Origin of the sequence: Kitasatospora sp. NPDC056731 (genome assembly GCF_040687675.1) — a bacterium.
Classification (GTDB): Bacteria; Actinomycetota; Actinomycetes; order Streptomycetales; family Streptomycetaceae; genus Kitasatospora.
The window spans coordinates 19,654-40,486 of the sequence record NZ_JBFBNR010000046.1 but is presented as its reverse complement, the minus strand read 5'-3'; the positions used below and the strand labels follow the sequence as shown (position 1 = coordinate 40,486).

The following is a 20,833-nucleotide window of genomic DNA, read 5'->3' as shown; positions in this document are numbered from 1 at the left end:
CTCAGTCTCCGCTCAGGCGTCCGCCACCGCTTCGCCGAGCAGTTCCGCCCACATCTTCGGGAAGTCCGGCAGGGTCTTGGCGGTGGTGGCCACGTTCTCCACCTCGACGCCGGGCACGGCCAGGCCGACCACGGCGGCGGCGGTGGCCAGGCGGTGGTCCTCGTAGGTGTGGAAGACGCCGCCGTGCAGCGGGCGCGGGCGGATGCGCAGCCCGTCCTCGGTCTCGGTGACGTCGCCGCCGAGGTCGTTGATCTCCTTGGCGAGCGCGGCGAGCCGGTCGGTCTCGTGCAGCCGCAGGTGGGCGATGTCGTACAGGTGGGACTCGGAGTCGGCGAGTGCGGCGACGGCGGCGATCACCGGGGTGAGCTCGCCGACGTCGTGCAGGTCCGCCTCGATGCCGTGGATCCGGCCGGTGCCGGTGAACTGCAGGCCCTCGTCGGTGAACTCGCAGGCGCCGCCCATCCGGGTGTAGATCTCGCGCAGCTGGTCGCCGGGCTGGCTGGTGTGCTTGGGCCAGTCGCGCACGGTGACCCGGCCGCCGGTGACCAGGGCGGCGGCGAAGAACGGCGCGGCGTTGGAGAGGTCCGGCTCGACCACCAGGTCGCGGCCGATCAGGGCGCCGGGGGTGACCCGCCAGACGTCCTTCTCGCCGCCGTCCTCGGGGGCGTCGACCTGGACGCCGGCCAGACGCAGCATCTCGACGGTCATCCGGATGTGCGGCAGCGACGGCACCGGGCCGCCGACGTGCCGGACCTCGACGCCCTGGTTGTAGCGGGCGCCGGAGAGCAGCAGGGCGGAGACGAACTGGGACGAGGAGGAGGCGTCCAGCTCGACCGGGCCGCCGTCGAGCGCGCCGGTGCCGTGCACGGTCAGCGGGAAGGCGCCGCGGCCGCCGTCGTCGATCCGGGCGCCGAGCGCGCGCAGGGCGTTGATCACGCCGTGCTGGGGGCGCTCGTAGCTGCGCGGGTCGCCGTCGAAGTGCACCGGGCCGTCGGCGAGGACGGCGAGCGGGGGCAGGAAGCGCATCACGGTGCCGGCGTTGCCGACGTCGATCGAGGCGGGGCCGCGCAGCGCGGGGGTCGGGATGACCCGCCAGGCCTCGCCGCCACCGGTGCCGCCGGAGTCGTTGTTGACCTTCTCCTCGATGCCGACGCCCAGGGCGCGCAGGCCGTCGGCCATCAGCTGGGAGTCGCGGCTGCGCAGCGGCCGACGCACCCAGCCGGGCTCGTCGGCGAGCGCCGCCAGCACCAGGGCTCGGTTGGTGACCGACTTGGAGCCGGGGATGGTGACGGTGGCGTCAACGGGGGTGGTCGCGACGGGGGCGGGCCACAGGGTCTCGGTCATGGGGGCAAGTTTAGGGGCCGTACCGGAACGGCCCCTGCGCCAACCGCATGGCGGGACGGGGGAGGCCCGGTGCAGGGGTTGTGGCAGCCCGCCCGTGCCGCGGGGGCGGCCCGGCGCAGGGGCCGGAGCAGCAGGTTCGCGTCGAGGGCGGGGTTCAGTGCAGGGGCTGGAGCAGCCAGGTCGCGCTCAGGGCGAGGCAGGCGAGGGCGGTGAGCAGGAAGACGGTGATCCAGGCGAGGCCGGGGATGTGGGTGAGGCGGGCCAGCTGGTCGGCGTCGGAGTCGCGGGCCCAGCCGATGCGGCGCTGGTGCTGGAGTTCGAGGACCGGGCGGACGGCGCCGAACAGCAGGAACCAGCAGCCGAGGTAGGCGAAGCCGGCCTGGACCTCGGCGCTGCCGAACCAGGAGACCAGGAAGAAGGCGCCGCCGGCGACCAGCACGGTGAACAGGCCGAAGGCGTTGCGGATGCGCACCAGGAGGGCGAGCAGCAGGACGACGGCCAGCCAGAGCAGCAGGGTGATCCGGCCGGTGGAGAGCAGGGCGGCGCAGCCGAGGCCGAGCAGGGCGGGCGCGGTGTAGCCGGCGGCGGCGGTGAGGATCATGCCGGGGCCGGTGGGGCGGCCGTAGGAGAGGGTGAGGCCGGAGGTGTCGGAGTGCAGCCGGATGCCGGCGAGCCGGCGGCCGGTGACGAGGGCGATCAGGCCGTGGCCGCCTTCGTGGGCGATGGTCACGGCGTTGCGGGTGACGTGCCAGAGCGGGCGGGCGAGGACGGCGAGCAGGGCGGCGCCGGCGGTGGCCAGCACCAGCCAGCCGGGTGGCGCGGGCTGGGTGCCGGTGACCTGGTTCCACAGTTCGCCGAGGTTCTGGTCGGTGGGTTGTGCGCTCATCGTCTCGTCTCCGCCTCCGTCCGCTGCGTTGGGCCGTTCGGGGCAGCCTCCCATGCGGGGACGGGCGGGCGGGAGCCGACGGTTCTCCTGGCGGGATGAAGAAGTGGTGAGCGGGGCGGGCATGGCAAGCTGGCCCGCATGTGCGGTCGCTTCGCAGCCAGTGGCAAGCCCGAGGACATCGTCGAGCTGTTCGGCGTCGAGCAGTGGGATCCGGCGCAGACGCTGGCCCCCAACTGGAACGTCGCCCCGACCACCAGCGCCTTCGTGGTGCTGGAGCGGGTGCCGAAGGGCCGGGCGCGGCCGGTGCGCCAGCTGAGGGTGCTGCGCTGGGGCCTGGTGCCGCAGTGGTCGCGGTCGGCCGAGACGGCGGTGAAGATGATCAACGCCCGTTCGGACACGGTGCACGAGAAGCCCTCGTACCGGCAGGCGTTCGCCTCGCGCCGGTGCATCCTGCCGGTGGACGGCTACTACGAGTGGCAGACGGTGCCGGGCGAGCGCGGCAAGGCGCGCAAGAAGCCGTTCTTCGTGTCCCGGGCGGACGGCACCCCGCTGGCGCTGGCCGGGCTGTACGAGTTCTGGCGCGACCGGACGGTGCCGGCCGACCATCCGGCGGCCTGGCTGGTGACCTTCACCATCGTCACCACCGACGCCGAGGAGTCGCTGGCGCCGATCCACGAGCGGATGCCGCTGTTCCTCGACCCGGCCTCCTACGGCGAGTGGCTGGACCCGGGGCTGGACGACCCGGACGAGCTGCGCCGACTGCTGATACCGCCGCCGCCCGGTGCGCTGCTGGCCACCCCGGTCTCGCCGGCGGTCGGCAGCATCCGCAACAACGGCCCGGAGCTGAAGGAGCCGTGGGCCGAGGCGGAGTACGAGACCACCCTGTTCTGATGTCTGAATGTTTGAAGTTTGACGATCGAGTCCTGACAGCTGAGGGAGCCTGAGCCGGTTGGAGCGACCGACGATGACCACCGAACTCGTCCCCACCGAGGTGGGGGACGCCCGGATCAGCTACCACCGGGCCGGTGCGCCGAAGGCGCTGCTGGCGCTCGGTCACGGCGCGGGCGGCGGGATCGAGGCCCGGGACCTGGTGGCGCTGGCCGCGGCGCTGCCGGCGCGCGGGATCACCGTGGCGCTGGTGGAGCAGCCCTGGCGGGTGGCGGGCAAGCGGCTCGCCCCGGCGCCGCGCACGCTGGACCGCGGCTGGACCCCGGTCGCCGGGCGGCTGGCCGGTCAGGGGCTGCCGCTGGTGGTCGGCGGGCGCAGCGCCGGGGCGCGGGTGGCCTGCCGGACCGGGGCAGCGACCGGGGCGGTGGGGGTGGTGGCGCTGGCGTTCCCGCTGCACCCGCCGGGCCGGCCGGAGAAGAGCCGGGCGCAGGAGCTGCTGGAGTCGGGGGCGGCGACGCTGGTGGTGCAGGGTACGGCGGATCCGTTCGGCGGGCCGCAGGAGTTCCCGGAGCTGCCGCCCGGGCACGAGCTGGTGGCGGTGCCGTACGGCGGGCACGGTTTCGACGTGCCCAAGCGGGCTCCGGTGGGGCAGGACGAGGTGCTGGAGGCGATCTGCCGGGCGGTCGGGGACTGGGTGCTGCGGGTCGTCTGAGGCGGCGGGGTCAGCGGGGGCGGCCGTGAGCGGGGGGTTTCCGCTCGATCACCCGTACGAGCGATTTCGGGGCGGGCGCGGGAATGCGGGCGGGGTCGGGGTGGTTGGCACTCTCGTCAGTACGATTCCCGGTTGAGAGGCAGGGCAGATGGGTTCGATCGCGTGCCCCGAGCGGTCAGAGCAGCGCGAGGCCGCCGCGGCGTTCGGCCCCGCCTGGTCCGACTGGATTGTCGCGGGCGAGAAGCCCGTCAGCCCGATATCCTCCATTTCGGGGCGGCCCGCCGTGGGTCGTGCCCGCCATGCCGAGGAGGTGGGTCCGGTCGTCGGGACCGAGCACGAGGCCGAGCCGGGCCGGGGCCCGGAGGAGGGCCAGCCCGCGGGCGAGGCGCTCACCGGTGAGGAGCTGGCCGAGGCGATCGGTGAGGACACCTTCCGGGTGTCGGCACAGGAGAGCGAGGAGGCCCGGCGGGAGCGCTTCGAGCGCGACGCCCTGGGCTACCTGGATCCGATGTACTCGGCGGCGCTGCGCATGACGCGCAACCCCGCGGACGCGGAGGACCTGCTCCAGGAGGCGTTCGCCAAGGCGTACGCGTCCTTCCACCAGTTCCGCGAGGGCACCAACCTCAAGGCCTGGCTGTACCGCATCCTCACCAACACGTTCATCAACTCGTACCGCAAGAAGCAGCGCGAGCCCCAGCGCACGGCGGCGGAGGAGATCGAGGACTGGCAGCTGGCCCGCGCCGAGTCGCACATGTCGACCGGTCTGCGCTCGGCCGAGACCCAGGCGCTCGACCACCTCCCCGACAGCGATGTGAAGGACGCGCTCCAGGCCATTCCGGAGGAATTCCGGATCGCCGTGTACCTCGCGGACGTAGAAGGCTTTGCGTACAAGGAGATCGCGGACATCATGGGTACTCCCATCGGCACGGTGATGTCCCGGCTGCACCGCGGCCGCCGTCAGCTGCGCGGCATGCTGGAGGATTACGCCCGTGAGCGCGGGCTCGTCCCGGCCGGCAGCGGGGCAGGGCAGGAAGCGAAGGGCTCGGGCTCATGAGCTGCGGCGATCCGCACGACACGGAGTGTGGCGAGGTCCTCGACCACCTCTACGAATTCCTCGACAACGAGATGGCCGAGGGCGACTGCGCCAAGCTGCGGGTGCACTTCGAGGAGTGCTCGCCCTGCCTGAAGCAGTACGGGCTGGAGCAGGCGATCAAGGCGCTGATCAAGCGTTCCTGCGGCTGCGACGACACCCCGGCTGACCTGCGCAGCAAGGTGCTGGCCAGGATCGACTCGATCCGGGCGGGGCAGCGTTCGGGCGAGCAGGTGGTGGTCGCCGTCGACACCACGGTCGAGCTGCACGTCGAGACGGACCGGCCGGCGCCGGCCGCCGGCGAGGCCCCGGAGGAGCCGACGGTCCGGCCCGGTGCCACCGTCGAGGCGGGCGCCCCGGCGGAGTAGCCGGGCGGCCGTTCAACGGTCGGGCGGTCGTTCAACGGCTGGGCGGTCGTTCAACGGCCGGGCGGAGCAAGCGGACGGGCCCGCCGGCGAGGGCGGGCCGAGCGGTCCGGACACGGAGTCAGACGGCCCCGGGAGCGTGCGCTCCCGGGGCCGCTCCCGTTGTGCTTGCGTGCGCCCCTCACTCGTTCGAGTGAGTTGGCGGTGCGCCAGCAGCGTCGTCGCGCCATCATGCGTCCTTGCGCCCGGGTGGCGGCCTATCCTCCTGACGGACGCTCACCGCCGGTCCGCCCGGCGAGCTGAGGCAACGCGGGCCCGGACGTCGGGGAGGTCGAGATCGCTATCGACGGCGAAGACGCGGCCCTGCCGGAGGGGGCGATGCGCTACCTGGTGGCCGTCCCGGTGGCGGCGCTGTGCTGCCTGCTGCCGCTGCTGCCGACCGGCGTGCCGTCCGGGCTCCCGCGCTGGCTCGGCGCCCCGGTGGACTGGCCCAAGGTCGGGCTGCTGGCCTTCCTGCACGGCTGCTGGGAGTCGCTGGCCCAGGGCCTGCCGACGCCCTGCCTGCGGCTGGTCCGCCGGCTGCTGCGCCGCCCGCCGCCGCCCGAGCGGGCGCTCTCCCGCCCCGGGGTCAACGCCTTCTTCCCGGTGCTGTTCGCCGGCGTGCTGATGCTGCCGCCGGCCGCCGCCGCGCTGGTCGCGGTGCCCGCCGCGGTGCTCGGTGGCCCGGCCGGGCGCGGCTGCCGGACCCGCCAGCTGTGGAACGGCTCCCAGCTCGCGCTGTGCGCCTTCGCCTCCGCGGCGGCCTTCCACCTGCTGCACGGGCCGCAACTGCTGCTCGGCTCCCGCTTCCCGGCCGCGCTGCTGCCCGGCTTCGCCGCCGTCGTCACGTTCTGCCTGGTCAACGGGGTGCTGGTGGGCGCGATGCTGATGCTCGCGGAGGACCGCCGGCCCGTCGTGCTGCTGCGCGGGGCGGTCGCGGTGTGCGGGCTGCCGGTGTTGGTGCACGCGGCCGGCGGGCTGATGGTGGCCGTGCTCTGGCAGGGCCCGTACGGGGCGTTCGCGGCGCTGCTGGCGCTGCTGCCACTGTCGATCTCGGCCTGGGTGTTCGCCCAGGGCCAGCGCGAGCGGGACGCCCACCAGGCCACCGTGCAGTCGCTGGTGCAGGCCGTGGAGATCAAGGACTCGTACACCCGCGGGCACAGCGAACGGGTCGGCCGGGCCTCGGTGCTGATCGCCGGTCAGCTCGGCATGGAGGCCGAGCGGCTGCGCACCCTGCGCTTCGCGGGGATCCTGCACGACGTCGGCAAGCTGGGCGTGGCCACCGAGTTGCTGCGCAGAAACGGTCCCCTCAGCGAGGCGGAGCGGCGGGCCGTCGAGATCCACCCGGTGTACGGGTACGAGCTGGTGCGCGGGATCGCCTTCCTCGGCGAGGCGCACGCCGGGATCCTGCACCACCACGAGCGGATGGACGGCCGGGGCTACCCGAGCGGGCTGGTCGGCGAGCAGATCCCCGAGTTCGCCCGGATCATCTCGGTCGCCGACGCCTTCGACTCGATGACCTCCACCCGCTCCTACCGGCGCGGCCGCCCGGTCGCCGAGGCCGTGGCGGAGCTGGAGCGCTGCTCGGGCAGCCAGTTCGACCCGGTGATGGTCCGGGCCCTGATCGACGCGCTGGCCGGGCACGACTGGCAGCCGGTGCTGCCGCCGCCCGGGGACGGCATCCGGGCCGTCCCCGACATTCCGCTCGGGGTGCCCGAGCCGGCGCGGGCGGCGCCGGGCCGGGTGCCCGCGCAGGGCGGGAGCGTCCCCACGGCCGGGCAGCCGTGACCGCGGCCGGCCGGGAGGCTCGCGTGGTGCACGCGGCGGCGGCCGCGCTGCTGGTGTTCGCGGTGGGCGCGGTCGCGGTGCGCGGGGTGGCCGGGGCGAGGGTCGCGCTGGCGTTCACGGCGCTGATCGCGCTCGGCGAGTGCGTCCGGATCACCCTTCCGGGCGACCGCGAACAGGCGCCGATCGGCGCGGCCGGCGCGCTGGCGTACGCCCTGCTCGGGCCGCTGCGCGGGGTGCCCACCGCGCACGGGATGCTCCAGGTGGTCGCGGTGACCGGCGTCGGCCTGCTGCTGGCCTGGCTGCCCGGCCTCGCACTGCCCTGGCTCAGGGCGTGCCGCCCGGGCCGGGGCCGGCCGGGCCTGACCCAGCGGGCCCGCCCCGGCCGCCCGCACCGGCGCCCGCCCTGGGCCGACCCGGCCCGGCGGGACAGCGCCGCCCGCCGGCTGCTCGGGGTCGGCTTCGCCGCCGCCGTCTTCCAGCCGCTCTACAACGGCGGACTGGTCGACCGCTTCTCGCCCGAGGGCCCGGCGTACGGGGTGTTCCTGACCGCCGTCGCCGCGCTGGCCGCGCTCTGCGACGCGACCCTGGCGGCGCTGCTGCGCCGGTCGGCGGCCGGCCTGGAGGGCGGGCTGCGGTTCCCGGCGGCGCTGGAGGACGAACTGCGCTCGCTGTTCGGGATCGGCTCGGCGATCGTCGCCACCGGGATGCTGGTCAGCCTGGCGGCCGGCGAGGTCGGGCTGTGGGCGCTGCCGCTGTTCTGCACCCCGCTGCTGCTCGCCCAGGTGTCCTTCCGGCGGGCCGCGGCCGTGCGGGCCACCACCGGGCAGACCATCGCCAGCCTGGCCCGGGCCACCGAGGTGGCCGGCTACACCCCGCACGGGCACGCCCGCCGGGTCGCGGACACGGCGTGCGCGCTGGGGCGCGAGCTGGGGCTGGGCACCCGGGAACTCGCCCTGCTGGAGTACGCGGCGCTGATGCACGACGTGGGCCAGCTGTCGCTGGTCGAGCCGGTGCCGGACGGCGCGACCGCGCTGCTGCCCTGCGCCGAGCAGCAGCGGATCGCCCGGCTGGGCAGCGAGGTGATCCGCCGCACCGGGGTGCCCCGGCAGGTCGCCGAGCAGGTCGCCCGGCTGGCCGATCCGGTGCCCGGCACGGCCGGCGGGGACGGCGCGGTGCCGCTGGCGGCCCGGATCATCCGGGTGGCCAACGCCCACGACGACCTGCTGACGGCGGCCCGCGGCCGCGGGGTCGGCGAGGCGGTGGGCCGGCTGGAGGCGCTGGAGGTGCTGCGGCTGGGGCGCGGCCGGGTGTACGACGCCCGGGTGGTGGACGCGCTGGCCCGGGTCGGCGGCTAGGGCCTGTCCAGGCGGGCCCGAAGTCCGACGGTCGGCCCGGGTCCCGTCGAGTGCCGCGGGGCGGACCGGCGGAGCGCCGCGGACCGGCGGGCCTGCGCCGGGGTTGAGGCGGGGCGGCCGGGCGGGCAGGCTGGGTAGGGGCGGCCCCAACCTCGCCGGTGGGGAGCGCGGGCGGGGGCGGGCGTGGTTGGATGCGGTCGTAGCGTGGAACACCGACCCGGGGCACCGTGCCCCGGACCCCCGCGGAAGTGGATCCGGACGCGGCGGTACGGGACTTGAGCGGACGACGACGGCAGGGACGAACGTGAGGATCTTCCACCGGGCACGGCACCGGCCGTCCGCCACCTGGCGGCAGACGACCGACCGGGCCTTCACGCTGATCGGCGACGGCCGCTACGAGGACGCCGGCGCGCTGCTGGTGATGGCCGCCGACCTGGAGCCCTGGCTGTCCGACTCCTGGTTCAACCTCGCCCTGCTGCACAAGTTCCGCCGGGACTGGGAGCAGGCCCGCTCGGCCGGGCTGCGGGCCGTCGCCCTGCTGGACCGCGAGCACGGCGCCCCCGACTGGTGGAACCTCGGCATCACCGCGACCGCCCTACAGGACTGGCCGCTGGCCCGCCGCGCCTGGCAGGCGTACGGGCTGAAGCTGCCCGGCGGCCCGGGCGGACAGCCGGACGGCCCGGTCAGCCTGGACCTCGGCACCACCCCGGTGCGGCTCTCCCCGGACGGCGAGTCCGAGGTGGTGTGGGGTCGCCGGCTGGACCCGGCCCGGATCGAGGTGCTGTCCATCCCGCTGCCGTCCTCCGGCCGCCGCTGGGGCGAGGTGGTGCTGCACGACGGCGCCCCGCACGGCGAGCGGGTCACCGACGGGGTCGCCTACCCGGTGTTCGACGAGATCGAGCTGTGGGCGCCGTCCCCGGTGCCGACCTACGTGGTGCTGCTCCAGGCCGCCACGGCGGGGGACCGGGACGCGCTGGAGCGGGTCGTCGCGGACGCCGGCTACGCGGCGGAGGACTGGACGTCCTCGGTGCGGCTGCTCTGCCGGGCCTGCTCGGAGAGCCGGATGGCCACGGACGACGGGCACACCGCCCACCACGACCCGCACGACGACGGCGACGCCGCGCACCCCGGACACCTCAGCCACCTCAGCCAGGGCGGGGAGGCCGGAATGTCCTGGCTGGTGGAGCGGGAGTGCGGGATCGCCGCGCCCGCCCTGCTGGTCCGCTCGCTGCTGGACCGCTGGGCCGCGGCCTCGCCCGGCACGCGGGCGTACCGCGATCTGGAGGAAGTCTGTTGAGCGCGCCGCTTACCCTTGAGCGGTGTACCCGGCGAGAGCCGAATACCTGGACCATTCTCGGAAGCGGAAGCGGATAAGCAGCGATGGCGGAGCAGCACGACCACCAGCACGACCACGACCACGACCAGGAGTCGGCGGCCGACGAGGCCCCGCTGAAGGTGGTCGGCGAGCAGCCGGACCTCTCCAAGGGCACCGCGCGTCCGATCACCGTGGTGGGCAACCCGGTCCTGCACCGCGAGGTCAAGGACGTCACCGCGTTCGACGGTGAGCTGTCCGCGTTGATCGACGACATGTTCCAGTCGATGTACGCGGCCGAGGGCGTGGGCCTGGCGGCCAATCAGATCGGCGTGGACCTGAAGGTCTTCGTCTACGACTGCCCGGACGACGAGGGCGTGCGCCACATCGGCCACGTGATCAACCCGAAGCTGGAGGAGTACCCGGCGGACCGCCGGCGGGTGCTGGACGACAGCAACGAGGGCTGCCTGTCGGTGCCGGGCGCGTACGCCGAGCTGCCCCGCCCGGAGTACGCGGCGGTGACCGGCGTGGACAAGGACGGCCGGCCGATCCGGGTCGAGGGCACCGGCTTCTTCGCCCGCTGCCTGCAGCACGAGACCGACCACCTGTTCGGCACCCTCTACATCGACAAGCTGTCGAAGCGGGACCGCAAGGACGCGCTGAAGCAGATGGCCGAGGGCACCGCGCGGTACGCGACCGTGGCAAACGACTGACGAACCGTCAAGGGCCGGGGCGCGACGGGCGTCCCGGCCCTTTGCGTTCCCGCACTTGACGCTCCCGCTCTTGACGTTCCCGCTCCTGACGCCTCCAGCGCTACCTGGCCCAGGGCCTGACCGCCGGGTCGGTCAAGGGGTGATCGGTGGCGGGTGCGGCGGGGGGTTCGTCGGTGGGTTTGTATCCGCCGGGTATCAGGGAGCGCGCGGCCTGACGTCGATGTGGGTGAGGAGGCCGGGGCGTCCGATATCTGCCGTATCGTGCCCTTGTCCGCCGCTGTCCGCGGCCGTTCGTCGCCGTTCGTCGCCGTCCGTCGCTGTCCGAGCAGGAGCCGTTCGCCCGTGTCCTCGCCCACGCCGCCCCCGCACCCCGTCCGCGTGCTGCTGGTCGAGGACGACGAGCTGATGCGCCGCTCCTTCACCGTCGCGCTGGAACGCTACGGCTACGGGATGCGCGCCGCGGCGGACGGCCTCACGGCGCTGGAGCTGTTCCGGGACGAGCAGTTCGACCTGCTGATCCTGGACGTGATGCTGCCCGGCCTGGATGGGATCGGCCTGTGCCGCAAGGTCCGGGAGACCAGCCTGGTGCCCGTCCTGATGATGTCCGCGCGCGGCGACGGCCTCGACGTCGTCGCCGGCCTGGAGGCCGGGGCGGACGACTACGTGGTCAAGCCCGTGGACACGTACGTGCTGGTGGCGCGCATCCGCTCGCTGCTGCGGCGGGCGACGTACGCGCCACCCGTCCCGGCGCCCTCGCCCGGAGCCGCCGACGGGGACGTCCTGGTGTTCGGGGACCTCACCGTCGACACCGCCGGAATGGAGGTGTCCGTCGGCGGGGCGCCGGTGGCGCTGACCCCGACCGAGCTGAAGCTGCTGCTGGAGTTCGCCGCCCACCCCGGCGTCGTGCTGGAGCGGCACACCCTGCTGCGCAACGTCTGGGAGTACGGCTGGGACGGCGACAGCCGGGTCGTGGACCTGTGCGTGCAGCGGCTGCGCCGCAAGCTCGGCCGGGAGCGGATCGAGACGGTCCGCGGCTTCGGCTACAAGCTCAGGCGCTGAGAGCGGTGCACACGACTCCCCGGCCCGCCCGCGCGCCCCTGCGCTGGAAGATCGCCGCGCTGGCCGCCGCCACCGCCTGCCTCGTCGCGGCGGCGGTCGGGGTGCTGGTGCACCTGTGGACCGCGCACGACATCCGCAGCCGGGCCGAGGCGCAGGCCTTCAACGCCGTCTACTCGGCCATGGACGTCTACCGGCGCACCGGATCGCTGGCGGACGGCGCCGAACTCGACCCCGTAGACCTGCCCGCCGCCCTGCGCCACCCGGCCGACGGCGAACGGCACACGGCCTACGACGGGCACGCCGCAGGGAACTCGGGCCCGAGCTACTGGGCCGCCCAGCGCACCGGCGGGCCCGGCAGCCCCGTCCTCGCCATCCAGGTCAACCTGGCACCGCAGCTCTCCGACCTGCCCCGGCTGGACGCGGCGATGGCGGTGGCCTCGCTGGTCGCGCTCGCGGCGGCCACCCCGGCCGCGGTCTACGGGGCCGGACTGCTCGCCCGCCGGCTGCGGCGGGTCGCCGAGACGGCGGGCCGGATCTCCGCCGGGGACCTCGACGCCCGGACCGGGCCCACCAAGGGCGGCGACGAAGTCGCCGACATCGCGGCGACGGTGGATCTGATGGCCGACAGCCTCGGCCAACGGCTGCGCTCCGAGCGGCAGTTCACCGCGGACGTGGCGCACGAGCTGCGCACACCGGTCGGCGGACTGCTGGCCGCCGTCGACCTGCTGCCGGCCGGCGAGACCGAGGACCTGATCCGGGCGCGGGTGCGGGACCTGCGCGGGCTGGTCGAGGACCTGCTGGAGATCTCACGGCTGGACGCCGGGGCGGAGGAGGCGGCTCGGGCCCGGGTGCCGCTCGCGGCCGTCGTCCGGGAGGCCGTGCTGCGCACCGGGTACGAGGCCGAGATCGCCGTGGCGGCGGAGCGGACGGTGGAGACCGACCCGCGGCGGCTGGAACGGATCGTCGGCAACCTCGTCGTCAACGCGCACCGGCACGGGGCCGCCCCCGTCCTGGTCACCGTCCAGGACCGTACGGTCGTCGTGCGCGACCACGGCCCCGGCTTCCCGCCGGACCTGCTGCGCCACGGCCCGCGCCGCTTCCACACCGGCGCCGCCGAGCGCGGCACGGGCCACGGGCTGGGGCTCACCATCGCGCTGGGGCAGGCCCGGCTGCTCGGGGCGGAGCTGCGCTTCGACAACGCCGAGGACGGCGGCGCGGTGGCCACGCTGCGGCTGCCGGGCTGAGTGAACCGGTTGCCGGGTTGCCGGGCTGACCGCTGCGGCTTGCGGTTGCTGCAGAACTGCCGCGAAGCGGCGCGGGGACTGATACACGGCGGCGCAGGGGCCTGATATGTGCTCCGGACACCCTTCGAAGTGCACCGACTCGCACCTTGACTCGCGCCTTCGGACAGGAGCCCCCTCGTGACCGCCAACCCCCTTGCCCTGCAAGCGACCCCCGGGGTCGCGGCCGCCGTCGTCGACCTGACGAAGACCTACGGCGGCGGCGACACCCGGGTCACCGCCCTGGACCGGGTCAGCGTGGCCTTCCGGGAGGGCGAGTTCACCGCGATCATGGGCCCGTCCGGCTGCGGCAAATCCACCCTGATGCACTGCGCGGCCGGGCTCGACACCCCCACGTCGGGGTCGGTGCGGATCGGCACGACGGAGCTGGCCGGCCTGGGCGACCGGCAGCTCACCCGGCTGCGGCGGGACCGGGTCGGCTTCATCTTCCAGGCGTTCAACCTGCTGCCCACCCTGACCGCGCTGGAGAACATCACGCTCCCGCTGTCGCTGGCCGGGCGGACGCCGGACCGGCAGTGGCTGGACCGGGTGGTGTCGATGGTCGGGCTCTCCCAGCGCCTCGGCCACCGGCCGGCCGAACTGTCCGGCGGTCAGCAGCAGCGCGTCGCGGTCGCCCGGGCGCTGGTCGCGCGGCCCTCGATCGTGTTCGGCGACGAGCCGACCGGCAACCTCGACTCCCGGGCCGGGGGCGAGGTGCTCGGCTTCCTGCGCGGCTCCGTCAGGGAGTTGGGGCAGACGGTGGTCATGGTGACCCACGACCCGGTGGCCGCCGGGTACGCGGACCGGGTGGTGTTCCTGGCCGACGGGCGGCTGGTCGACGAGATGGCGCACCCGACGCCGGACCGGGTGCTGGACGTCATGAAGTCCTTCGCCGGCTGACCCCGCACCCGCCACTTCCGGAAGCTGATCATGCTGACCACAGCCCTGCGCAACGTCCTGGCGCACAAGGCCCGGCTGCTCATGACCGTCCTCGCGGTCTGCCTCGGCGTCGCCTTCGTCTCCGGCACCCTCGTCTTCGCGGACTCGACCGCCGCCGTCCAGCGGGCGGCCGCGTCCCGCACCTTCGCCGACGTCGCGGTCAGCGTCACCGCGAAGGAGCCCGTCGCCACTCCTGACCAGCCGGGCGTGCTGACCGACGCGCTGGCGCGCAGGCTCGCGGACGTGCCCGGCGTCGCGGCGGTACGGCCGTCGGTCGACGGGAGCGCCACGTTGAACGCGGCCGACGGCAGGCCGCTGCGGGTCAAGCGGGGCACGAACCTCGCGGCCGCCTACGTCCCGGGGCGCGACGGCAAGGACGCCCGCTACCCCGTGGTCGAGGGGCGGGCCCCCGCCGGTGCCGACGAGATCGCCGTCGACCGGGGCACCGCGGCGGCCGGCCGGTACCGGGTGGGCGACACGATCACGCTCGCCACGGACGGCCCGGCCCTCACCGCGCGCCTGGTCGGCACCGTCACCACCGGGGACACCCGGGTCACGGCCGGCGGCACGCTCACCCTGTTCGACCGGGCCACCGCACAGCGGCTGTTCGCAACTCCCGGGAACTACACCAGCCTTGAAGTCTCCGCCGGACCGGGCGCCGGCCAGTACGAGCTGGCGGAGCGGATCGCCGCCACCCTGCCGCCCGGCACGGCCGAGGTCACCACCGGACAGGCGCAGGCGGACCAACAGGCCCTCTACGTCGGCACGTTGACCCGGGGCTACCAGAAGCTGCCGATGGTCTTCGCCGGGGTGTCGCTGTTCATCGGCTCGTTCCTCGTGGTCAACACCTTCACCATGCTCGTCGCCCGGCGCACCCGGGAGATCGCCCTGCTGCGGGCGGTGGGCGCGACACGGCGCCAGGTGGTGCGCTCACTGCTGGCCGAGGCGGCGCTGGTCGGGGTCGTCGCGTCGATGGCGGGGTTCGCCCTCGGGCTCGGCATCGTGACCGTGCTGCCCGGACTGCTGAGCGGTGACGGGAACCAGGTGCCGAAGGGCCCGCTCGTCATCGGGCCCCGGCCGGTGGCGGCGGCCCTGTTCGTCGGGGTCGGCGTGACGGTGCCGGCCGCCTGGCTGCCGTCGCGCAGGGCGGCGCGGATCGCGCCGATCGAGGCGCTGCGGGCGGCGGCCGCGCCGCCCGGCGGGCGCTCACGGCTGCGTCCGATCGCCGGGGTGGGGCTGTTCGTGCTCGGCGCCGGCCTGCTGACCGCGCTCGCGCGTTCGGCCGAGGACGCCTCCGAGGAGAACCTGCGCAGCGCGATGCTCGGCTGCGGGGTCCTGGTCGTCGCCCTGATCGTGCTGGCGCCGACCCTCGCCGTCCCGGTGATCCGGGTGACGGGCCGCCTCACCCGGCGGTTCGGCGTCGCCGGCCTCCTGGCCCGGCAGAACGCGCTGCGCGACCCCCGGCGCACGGCGGCGACCGCCGCCACGCTGCTGATCAGCACGGCACTGGTCAGCGGGCTCGCCACCATCGGCCACTCCACCGGGCAGGCCCTCGACCGGCAGACGGCGGACGGGCTCGCGGCCGACTACGTGATCAGCACCGGCGACACCATGACCGGCATCGACCCGGCCGCCGTCCAGCGGGTGGCCGGCGCCCCCGGGGTGCGCGGCGCGAGCGCGGTCGCCGACTCCACGGCGGTCATCGGCGGCAAGGTACGCGAGATCTCCGGCATCGACCCGGCCGATGTGGAGTCGGCCGACGTAGAGCCGGACGGCGTCGGCCAGGTGCTGAAGCTCGACTTCGTAAGCGGCTCCGCGCAGGACCTCGGGCCCGGCCGGATCGCCGTCTCCAGCAGCGTCGCCCGGGAGATCGGGGTGAGCACGGGAGGCCAGGTCAACGCCCGCCTCGGCCGGAGCGAGGAGTTCACGCGGTACACCGTCGTCGGCGTCTACCAGGACAACCCCACCGCCCACGACGCGGTCGGCGCCCGGGCCGACGTGCAGAAGCACAGCTTCAAGCCCGGCTCCGTCCAGCGGATCCTCGTCCGGGGCGACGGCGCGTCCGGGGATGGGCTGCGGGCGGCGGTCGGCAACAACCCGCTCCTGAAGGTGCAGGACCGGGCCGAACTGGTGCGCGAGGCGGCGGGGACGATGGGCGACCTGCTGACCCTGATGTACGGGCTCCTCGGCATCGGCGTCGTGATCTCCGCCCTCGGCATCGTCAACACCCTGGCCATGTCCGTCACCGAACGGACGCGCGAGATCGGCGTCCTGCGTGCCATCGGCATGGACCGCCGGGGCATCCGTCGGATGATCCGCCTGGAAGCCGTGACGGTCGCGGCCTTCGGCACCCTGCTCGGCCTGGCCGCCGGCCTGTTCGGCGCCTGGGCCGTCGGCGCCCTGGCAGGCGGCGCGGTCAAGCAGTACACGCTGGCCGTGCCCTGGGGGACCCTGGCCCTCCTCTGCCTCGCCTCCCTCACCATCGGAGCCCTCGCCGCCACCCTCCCCGCCCGCCGGGCAGCCACCCTCAGCCCCCTGGAGGCGGTCGCGGCGGCGTGAACCTTTACGGGCCCGGTCAGTCCGCGCGCAGGATCCGGGACACGTAGACACGAGACGGATCCTGTCCCTCGTCGACCGCGTACTCCACCAGCCCGAGATCCCGGAGCAGCGGCGCCGAGTGCATGCCGGGTCGCCCGGGGACCGGCATGCTCAGGTGGGGGAAGGGGTTCTCGCGCAGGTCGACGAGGAAGGCGACGACGGCGGAGAACACGTCGGCCGGTGTGCCCGGGTCGCCGAGGAACTCCTCGACGGCCGGGGAGAGGGTGATCGGATCGTCCTCGTCCGGGTCCCCGACGTGGTCGCTCACCGGGCCCCGAGACGGCGGAGAAGCGCGGAGGCCGGGGTGCCGGGGGCGGTGCCGTCCTGGATGGCGGCGTGAATACGGTCGCCCTCCGGGTCGCGGTAGAGCTGGGCGCGCAGCCACCAGCGCCGCAGGACGCCGCCGATCGTCGAGTCGTCGGCCTCGCCCATCTCCCGGTAGAACTCCATCCGCTGTGCCGGCGGGAGAGCGGCGGCGACGGTGTCCTGGGTCCGCGGGATCGGCTGCTGGTCGTCGTGGTGGCCGTGCAGGGGCGCTGCGCTCACGGTTCCTCCGGAAGTCTCGTGCGGGCGGGACCGGTACCAGTGTCCTCCCTCGCCGGCCCGGCCGGTACCTGGGCCGTCACGAGAGTCCTGAGCTGGTGTTCCTTCCCGGCGAAGATTGACCGGTCTCGCCGAACGCGTTCCGGGGGCCCGCCGGAAACTCCGGCGGGCCCCCGGAGGCGGGGCGGCAGCGTCAGCCCGAGACCGGTGGTCGAGCGGCGGGTCGGGTCGGGCACGGGATGTCCGGCCAGATCCTGTGGGGGCACGCGATCACGTAGTGGCCCGACCAGCGGCTGTCGGATACCCAGCGGGACCACACCACGTCCGTGGCACTCTCCAATTGTTCGATCGCGCGGAGTCGCCGTGCCTCGGTGGGAAGCCAAGGATCACCGCCCGGCGTGTGTTCCTCGTACCGTGCCGCAAGCCAGTCGGCTGCGTCGGCCGCCGTCTCCCAGGTGCCCCGGATTTGGGAGGTCGGGCGTAGCAGCCACCAGCCGGTCAGCATCGGTGGCAGCTCCGAGAGGCCGAACCGTGCGGCCTCGATCGGGCGACGCTCCGACTCCTTCGCCAGCAGCCGGCCGTCACCGGCCCACTCGTAGCCGTGGAAGTGCAACTGTGCTTCTCCTCGGAGACGTTGAAGCCCCGGCCGCCCGCACGGGACTGCGGGCGGCCGGGGCGCTTGCTGTCGCCCAAGGCGTAGACGCCCTGCTCGACCAGGCCGAGGATCACGCATGACTCGCCGTCGTCGCCCCCGCCCTGGTTGCCGCCGCACGCATGGTTGAACTTGACCTGGGAGAGGTCGAGTTCGTACAGGTTGTGGCCAGTCATCGCCTGCACCTTCCGGTATCGCTTCGGGGCAGCACGGAACGGCCCCGCCCCGCCCAGGACTTGGGCGGAAGACTCAAGGGGAGGGCCGGTCCGTCACCGCCACAGGCTGATGCGCGTGGTGAGCTGGTCGGCCGGCACCTGGCGCGGCGGGGCATCCGGTTCGAACAGTGGCCGGACCAGCGCCCGGCCGTCCTGGGCACCCACGATTTCGACCAGGCACCCGGTCGTCAGGTCCTTCCGGACCGGGTTGTTGTCGATCCGCTCCATGAGCTCCGCGTGCGTACGGCGGCGTGTGGTGCCGGGCGGCTGTGCGAAACCGTCAGTGGGCATGGAGCGCTCCGGTGGCTCTCGAATCATTTCGGCGAGTCACCAAATTACCGGGGCGTTGGGGTTATTCCTGCACGCTTTCCTGTTCCCGAAATAACTCTTCACGGCCCATTTCAGGTGGTCGCTCCGGATGCGTGCGCAGGAAGTCGGACTGGCCTACTTCCTGCGCCGCGAAGGTCCGCTGGGGTCATTCCTGTCGGGTGGCTCGGCTATTGGCAGAGATCCTGCGGCGTCTGCCGCTCAAGCTTCTTGGCGATGACCTTCGAGTGATCGCCGGGAATGTGGGCCAGACTGGCGTTGACGTACTCCGGCGCCGAGAGCAGTCCGGTGATCATGGTCGGCAGGGAGTAGCGGAGTTCCGTCGAGGTCCGCTCAAGGGTTGCCAGCTCAACCTGCTTCTTTTCTGCGCCGTTTCGGCGGAGGGTTCTGGCGTCCTGCCACTCTGGGCCTGCGATCCGTGCTGAATCCGACCAGTTGTCCATTGCGGATTCCTTTGGGTTCTTATCCTTGAAGGAACTCATCTCGGATCCCTTCGACCAGTGCGCGCATGTCGTCTCCGTGTAGTGCTACGGCGTCGAATTCGGAGAATCTTGACAGATAGACGCTGACGTCCCTCGGATCGCGAGTGGTGATCTCTGAATGGAACGTCTCCACGATGACCAGGCGATCGTCATGCATGCTGAAACATGTCATTGGAAAGTCGGGCATTCGTCCGCCGAGGGGAATGACCCCGATGGTCACGTTGGCAAGCCGGGACAGCGACACCAGGCGATCGAGCTGTGTGGCCATGACGGCAGGAGGGCAGATTCGCCAGCGTAGTACGTGTTCACAGATGAGGAAGTGGAACTGTCGCTGGCGGTCGTACAACACGGCCTGGCGCTCCAGCCGAGCTGCGATCGTCTTCGTCTTCGCCCCTTCTGGAAGCTCTGGGTACAAGGCGAAGACGGCCGAGACGTATTCGGCGCTCTGGAGCAGTCCAGGAATCAGCTGTCCCTGGAAGAGCCGGAGAAGGCCCGTTCGGGCTTCGATGGCTTTGATGGCGTGCTGGTGTTTCCAGTGGCCCATTCTGCGGAGTTCCCGCCAGGCGACCTCTTCGGTCGCCGCGCCACGGGCTGCTTCCAGGAACTCGGCCCTGGCCTCATCCGATATGCCGAGCGCGGTCAGGATGAGGTCCACGTCCTGCACGCTCGGCAGGGTCTTGCCGTTTTCGATCTTCGAAAGCTTGGCTGGAGACATGGAAGCCCTGCGGGCGACGGTCTCGGCTGTCTTGTCCGAGGCGATCCGTAGCGCCCGCAGGGCTTTGCCCAAGTCCTTGTGCTGCTCTCCGCTCAAGGCGCCGAGTACTCCCCGAAGGGCAGGGCGTGAGCCAGAGCAATCTCCCGGTACTGGCGGTACTCGTCGAGGCGGTCCTCGGGCAGCAACTCTGCGCCGATGAACTGTCCGGCGTCCGTGTAGTCCCCGTTCTCGGCGCCCCACAGCATCGGGCACGACCCGTCGTTGCAGGCCCCATTCCCCGCCAGCCAACGCAGCACGACGTGCCTCCGAGTCGCCAGTGGTTCCTGTCTTGGCCGATGCTCCCGGCTCTGTGGGCGCAGGGTCAAGAACCCGATCTTTCCAGAACGGGAAAGTGGTTGGGCCGCCCCCGCCCGGCGTGAACGCCGGGCGGGGGCGGGAGAGTTCAGAGGTGATCGGTACAGACAGAGGTGCCCCGCGCGGCGGTGAGCCGGGCGGGGCACCTCTGGTGTGTCTGAGTGCTTTAGAAGTCGTCGTCGAAGGCGACGGAGCCTTCGACGGCGACCTGGTACGCGGAGACGCGGCGCTCGAAGAAGTTGGTCAGCTCCTGGACGTTCTGGAGCTCCATGAAGCCGAACGGGTTGGTGGACCCGTAGCGGATCGGCAGGCCCAGGCGGGCGAGGCGCTGGTCGGCCACGGCCTCCAGGTACTGGCGCATGGAGTCGGTGTTCATGCCAGCGAGGCCGTCGCCGCACAGGTCCTGGGCGAACTGGAGCTCGGCCTCGACGGCCTCTTCCAGCATCTCCGTGACCTGCTTGGCCATCTCGTCGTCGAAGAGGTCGGGCTCCTCCTCGCGGACCGTGTCGACGACCGACATCGCGAAGTCCATGTGCATGGACTCGTCGCGGAACACCCAGTTGGTGCCGGTGGCCAGGCCGTGCAGCAGGCCGCGCGAGCGGAACCAGTACACGTACGCGAACGCGCCGTAGAAGAACAGGCCCTCGACGCACGCCGCGAAGCAGATCAGGTTCAGGAGGAACGCGCGGCGGTCCTCCTTGGTCTGCAGCGAGTCGATGTGGTCGACGGCGTTCATGTACTTGAAGCAGAACTGCGCCTTCTGGCGGATGGAGGGGATGTTCTCCACCGCGGCGAAGGCCGCGTTGCGGTCCTCGGGGTCGGGCAGGTAGGTGTCGAGCAGCGTCAGGTAGAACTGGACGTGCACGGCCTCCTCGAACAGCTGGCGCGACAGGTACAGCCGCGCCTCCGGGGAGTTGATGTGCTTGTAGAGGCTCAGCACCACGTTGTTGGAGACGATCGAGTCCCCGGTGGCGAAGAAGGCGACCAGGCGGCCGATGAGGTGGCGCTCGCCCTCGCTGAGCTTGGCCAGGTCGGCGACGTCGGAGTGCAGGTCCACCTCCTCGACGGTCCAGGTGTTCTTGATCGCGTCCCGGTACCGGTCGTAGAACGACGGGTAGCGCATCGGGCGCAGGGTCAGCTCGAAGCCGGGGTCGAGCAGCATCTTCTCGCGGTCGGG

General features: G+C 73.1%; 22 protein-coding genes. 12 read left to right on the top strand and 10 right to left on the bottom strand.

Features of this window, described 5'->3' with window-relative positions:
• Positions 1–12: 12 nt before the first annotated feature.
• Both aroA and AB0R04_RS32240 read right to left on the bottom strand, forming a co-directional pair.
• Complete coding sequence (gene aroA / locus AB0R04_RS32245) at positions 13–1,344, bottom strand: 3-phosphoshikimate 1-carboxyvinyltransferase (protein WP_363377181.1); 1,332 nt, start codon at positions 1,342–1,344, stop codon at positions 13–15.
• Positions 1,345–1,498: 154 nt separating this feature from the next.
• The gene (locus tag AB0R04_RS32240) at positions 1,499–2,230 is read right to left on the bottom strand and encodes a M50 family metallopeptidase (protein ID WP_063347886.1); all 732 of its coding nucleotides are present in this window, start codon (positions 2,228–2,230) and stop codon (positions 1,499–1,501) included.
• Between the two features lie 138 nt (positions 2,231–2,368).
• On the opposite strand from AB0R04_RS32240, the gene AB0R04_RS32235 reads away from it, so the two are divergent.
• The 12 genes from AB0R04_RS32235 to AB0R04_RS32180 all read left to right on the top strand — a co-directional run bounded on the left by AB0R04_RS32235 (position 2,369) and on the right by AB0R04_RS32180 (position 16,329).
• Complete coding sequence (locus tag AB0R04_RS32235) at positions 2,369–3,121, top strand: SOS response-associated peptidase (protein ID WP_363377180.1); 753 nt, start codon at positions 2,369–2,371, stop codon at positions 3,119–3,121.
• 73 nt (positions 3,122–3,194) lie between these two features.
• Complete coding sequence (locus AB0R04_RS32230; protein WP_363377179.1) at positions 3,195–3,830, top strand: alpha/beta family hydrolase; 636 nt, start codon at positions 3,195–3,197, stop codon at positions 3,828–3,830.
• A 310-nt stretch (positions 3,831–4,140) separates the two neighbouring features.
• Entirely contained in the window at positions 4,141–4,884 is a 744-nt protein-coding gene (locus tag AB0R04_RS32225; RefSeq protein WP_363377190.1) for a sigma-70 family RNA polymerase sigma factor, read from the top strand.
• Complete coding sequence (gene rsrA / locus AB0R04_RS32220; RefSeq protein WP_079135634.1) at positions 4,881–5,288, top strand: mycothiol system anti-sigma-R factor; 408 nt, start codon at positions 4,881–4,883, stop codon at positions 5,286–5,288. Before AB0R04_RS32225 ends, rsrA begins: the two co-directional genes overlap by 4 nt.
• A 375-nt stretch (positions 5,289–5,663) precedes the next feature.
• Positions 5,664–7,112: an HD-GYP domain-containing protein gene (locus AB0R04_RS32215; protein WP_363377178.1), complete on the top strand. Its 1,449-nt coding sequence runs from the start codon at positions 5,664–5,666 to the stop codon at positions 7,110–7,112.
• A gap of 23 nt (positions 7,113–7,135) precedes the next feature.
• Positions 7,136–8,467, top strand: coding sequence for an HD domain-containing protein (locus AB0R04_RS32210; protein ID WP_363377177.1), 1,332 nt, complete (start codon positions 7,136–7,138; stop codon positions 8,465–8,467).
• Positions 8,468–8,771: 304 nt separating this feature from the next.
• Positions 8,772–9,764, top strand: a complete 993-nt coding sequence (locus AB0R04_RS32205; protein WP_063347881.1) for a hypothetical protein — start codon at positions 8,772–8,774, stop codon at positions 9,762–9,764.
• An 83-nt stretch (positions 9,765–9,847) separates the two neighbouring features.
• Positions 9,848–10,492, top strand: a complete 645-nt coding sequence (gene def, locus AB0R04_RS32200) for a peptide deformylase (protein WP_079135633.1) — start codon at positions 9,848–9,850, stop codon at positions 10,490–10,492.
• A gap of 342 nt (positions 10,493–10,834) precedes the next feature.
• Entirely contained in the window at positions 10,835–11,551 is a 717-nt protein-coding gene (gene cseB / locus AB0R04_RS32195) for a two-component system response regulator CseB (protein WP_363377176.1), read from the top strand.
• A gap of 5 nt (positions 11,552–11,556) precedes the next feature.
• The gene (locus AB0R04_RS32190) at positions 11,557–12,795 is read left to right on the top strand and encodes a HAMP domain-containing sensor histidine kinase (protein ID WP_363377175.1); all 1,239 of its coding nucleotides are present in this window, start codon (positions 11,557–11,559) and stop codon (positions 12,793–12,795) included.
• A gap of 198 nt (positions 12,796–12,993) precedes the next feature.
• Entirely contained in the window at positions 12,994–13,731 is a 738-nt protein-coding gene (locus AB0R04_RS32185; RefSeq protein WP_363377189.1) for an ABC transporter ATP-binding protein, read from the top strand.
• Positions 13,732–13,761: 30 nt separating this feature from the next.
• A complete protein-coding gene (locus tag AB0R04_RS32180) occupies positions 13,762–16,329 on the top strand; it encodes an FtsX-like permease family protein (RefSeq protein ID WP_363377174.1) in 2,568 nt (855 codons plus the stop codon).
• Between the two features lie 16 nt (positions 16,330–16,345).
• Here AB0R04_RS32180 and AB0R04_RS32175 read toward each other — a convergent pair whose 3' ends face one another.
• The 8 genes from AB0R04_RS32175 to AB0R04_RS32140 all read right to left on the bottom strand — a co-directional run bounded on the left by AB0R04_RS32175 (position 16,346) and on the right by AB0R04_RS32140 (position 20,818).
• Positions 16,346–16,636, bottom strand: coding sequence for a hypothetical protein (locus tag AB0R04_RS32175; protein ID WP_363377173.1), 291 nt, complete (start codon positions 16,634–16,636; stop codon positions 16,346–16,348).
• The gene (locus AB0R04_RS32170) at positions 16,633–16,914 is read right to left on the bottom strand and encodes a hypothetical protein (protein WP_363377172.1); all 282 of its coding nucleotides are present in this window, start codon (positions 16,912–16,914) and stop codon (positions 16,633–16,635) included. The genes AB0R04_RS32175 and AB0R04_RS32170 overlap by 4 nt, the downstream gene beginning before the upstream one ends.
• Positions 16,915–17,409: 495 nt before the next feature.
• Positions 17,410–17,739 carry a hypothetical protein gene (locus AB0R04_RS32165; RefSeq protein ID WP_363377171.1) on the bottom strand — a complete coding sequence of 110 codons (330 nt, stop codon included), beginning with the start codon at positions 17,737–17,739 and terminating at the stop codon, positions 17,410–17,412.
• Positions 17,740–17,832: 93 nt separating this feature from the next.
• Positions 17,833–18,069, bottom strand: a complete 237-nt coding sequence (locus tag AB0R04_RS32160; RefSeq protein WP_363377170.1) for a hypothetical protein — start codon at positions 18,067–18,069, stop codon at positions 17,833–17,835.
• 206 nt (positions 18,070–18,275) lie between these two features.
• A complete protein-coding gene (locus AB0R04_RS32155; RefSeq protein WP_363377169.1) occupies positions 18,276–18,587 on the bottom strand; it encodes a hypothetical protein in 312 nt (103 codons plus the stop codon).
• Positions 18,568–19,398: a helix-turn-helix transcriptional regulator gene (locus AB0R04_RS32150; RefSeq protein ID WP_363377168.1), complete on the bottom strand. Its 831-nt coding sequence runs from the start codon at positions 19,396–19,398 to the stop codon at positions 18,568–18,570. Before AB0R04_RS32150 ends, AB0R04_RS32155 begins: the two co-directional genes overlap by 20 nt.
• Positions 19,395–19,547: a hypothetical protein gene (locus AB0R04_RS32145; protein WP_363377167.1), complete on the bottom strand. Its 153-nt coding sequence runs from the start codon at positions 19,545–19,547 to the stop codon at positions 19,395–19,397. Before AB0R04_RS32145 ends, AB0R04_RS32150 begins: the two co-directional genes overlap by 4 nt.
• A gap of 275 nt (positions 19,548–19,822) precedes the next feature.
• Complete coding sequence (locus AB0R04_RS32140; RefSeq protein ID WP_079136257.1) at positions 19,823–20,818, bottom strand: ribonucleotide-diphosphate reductase subunit beta; 996 nt, start codon at positions 20,816–20,818, stop codon at positions 19,823–19,825.
• Between the last annotated feature and the right edge of the window lie 15 nt (positions 20,819–20,833).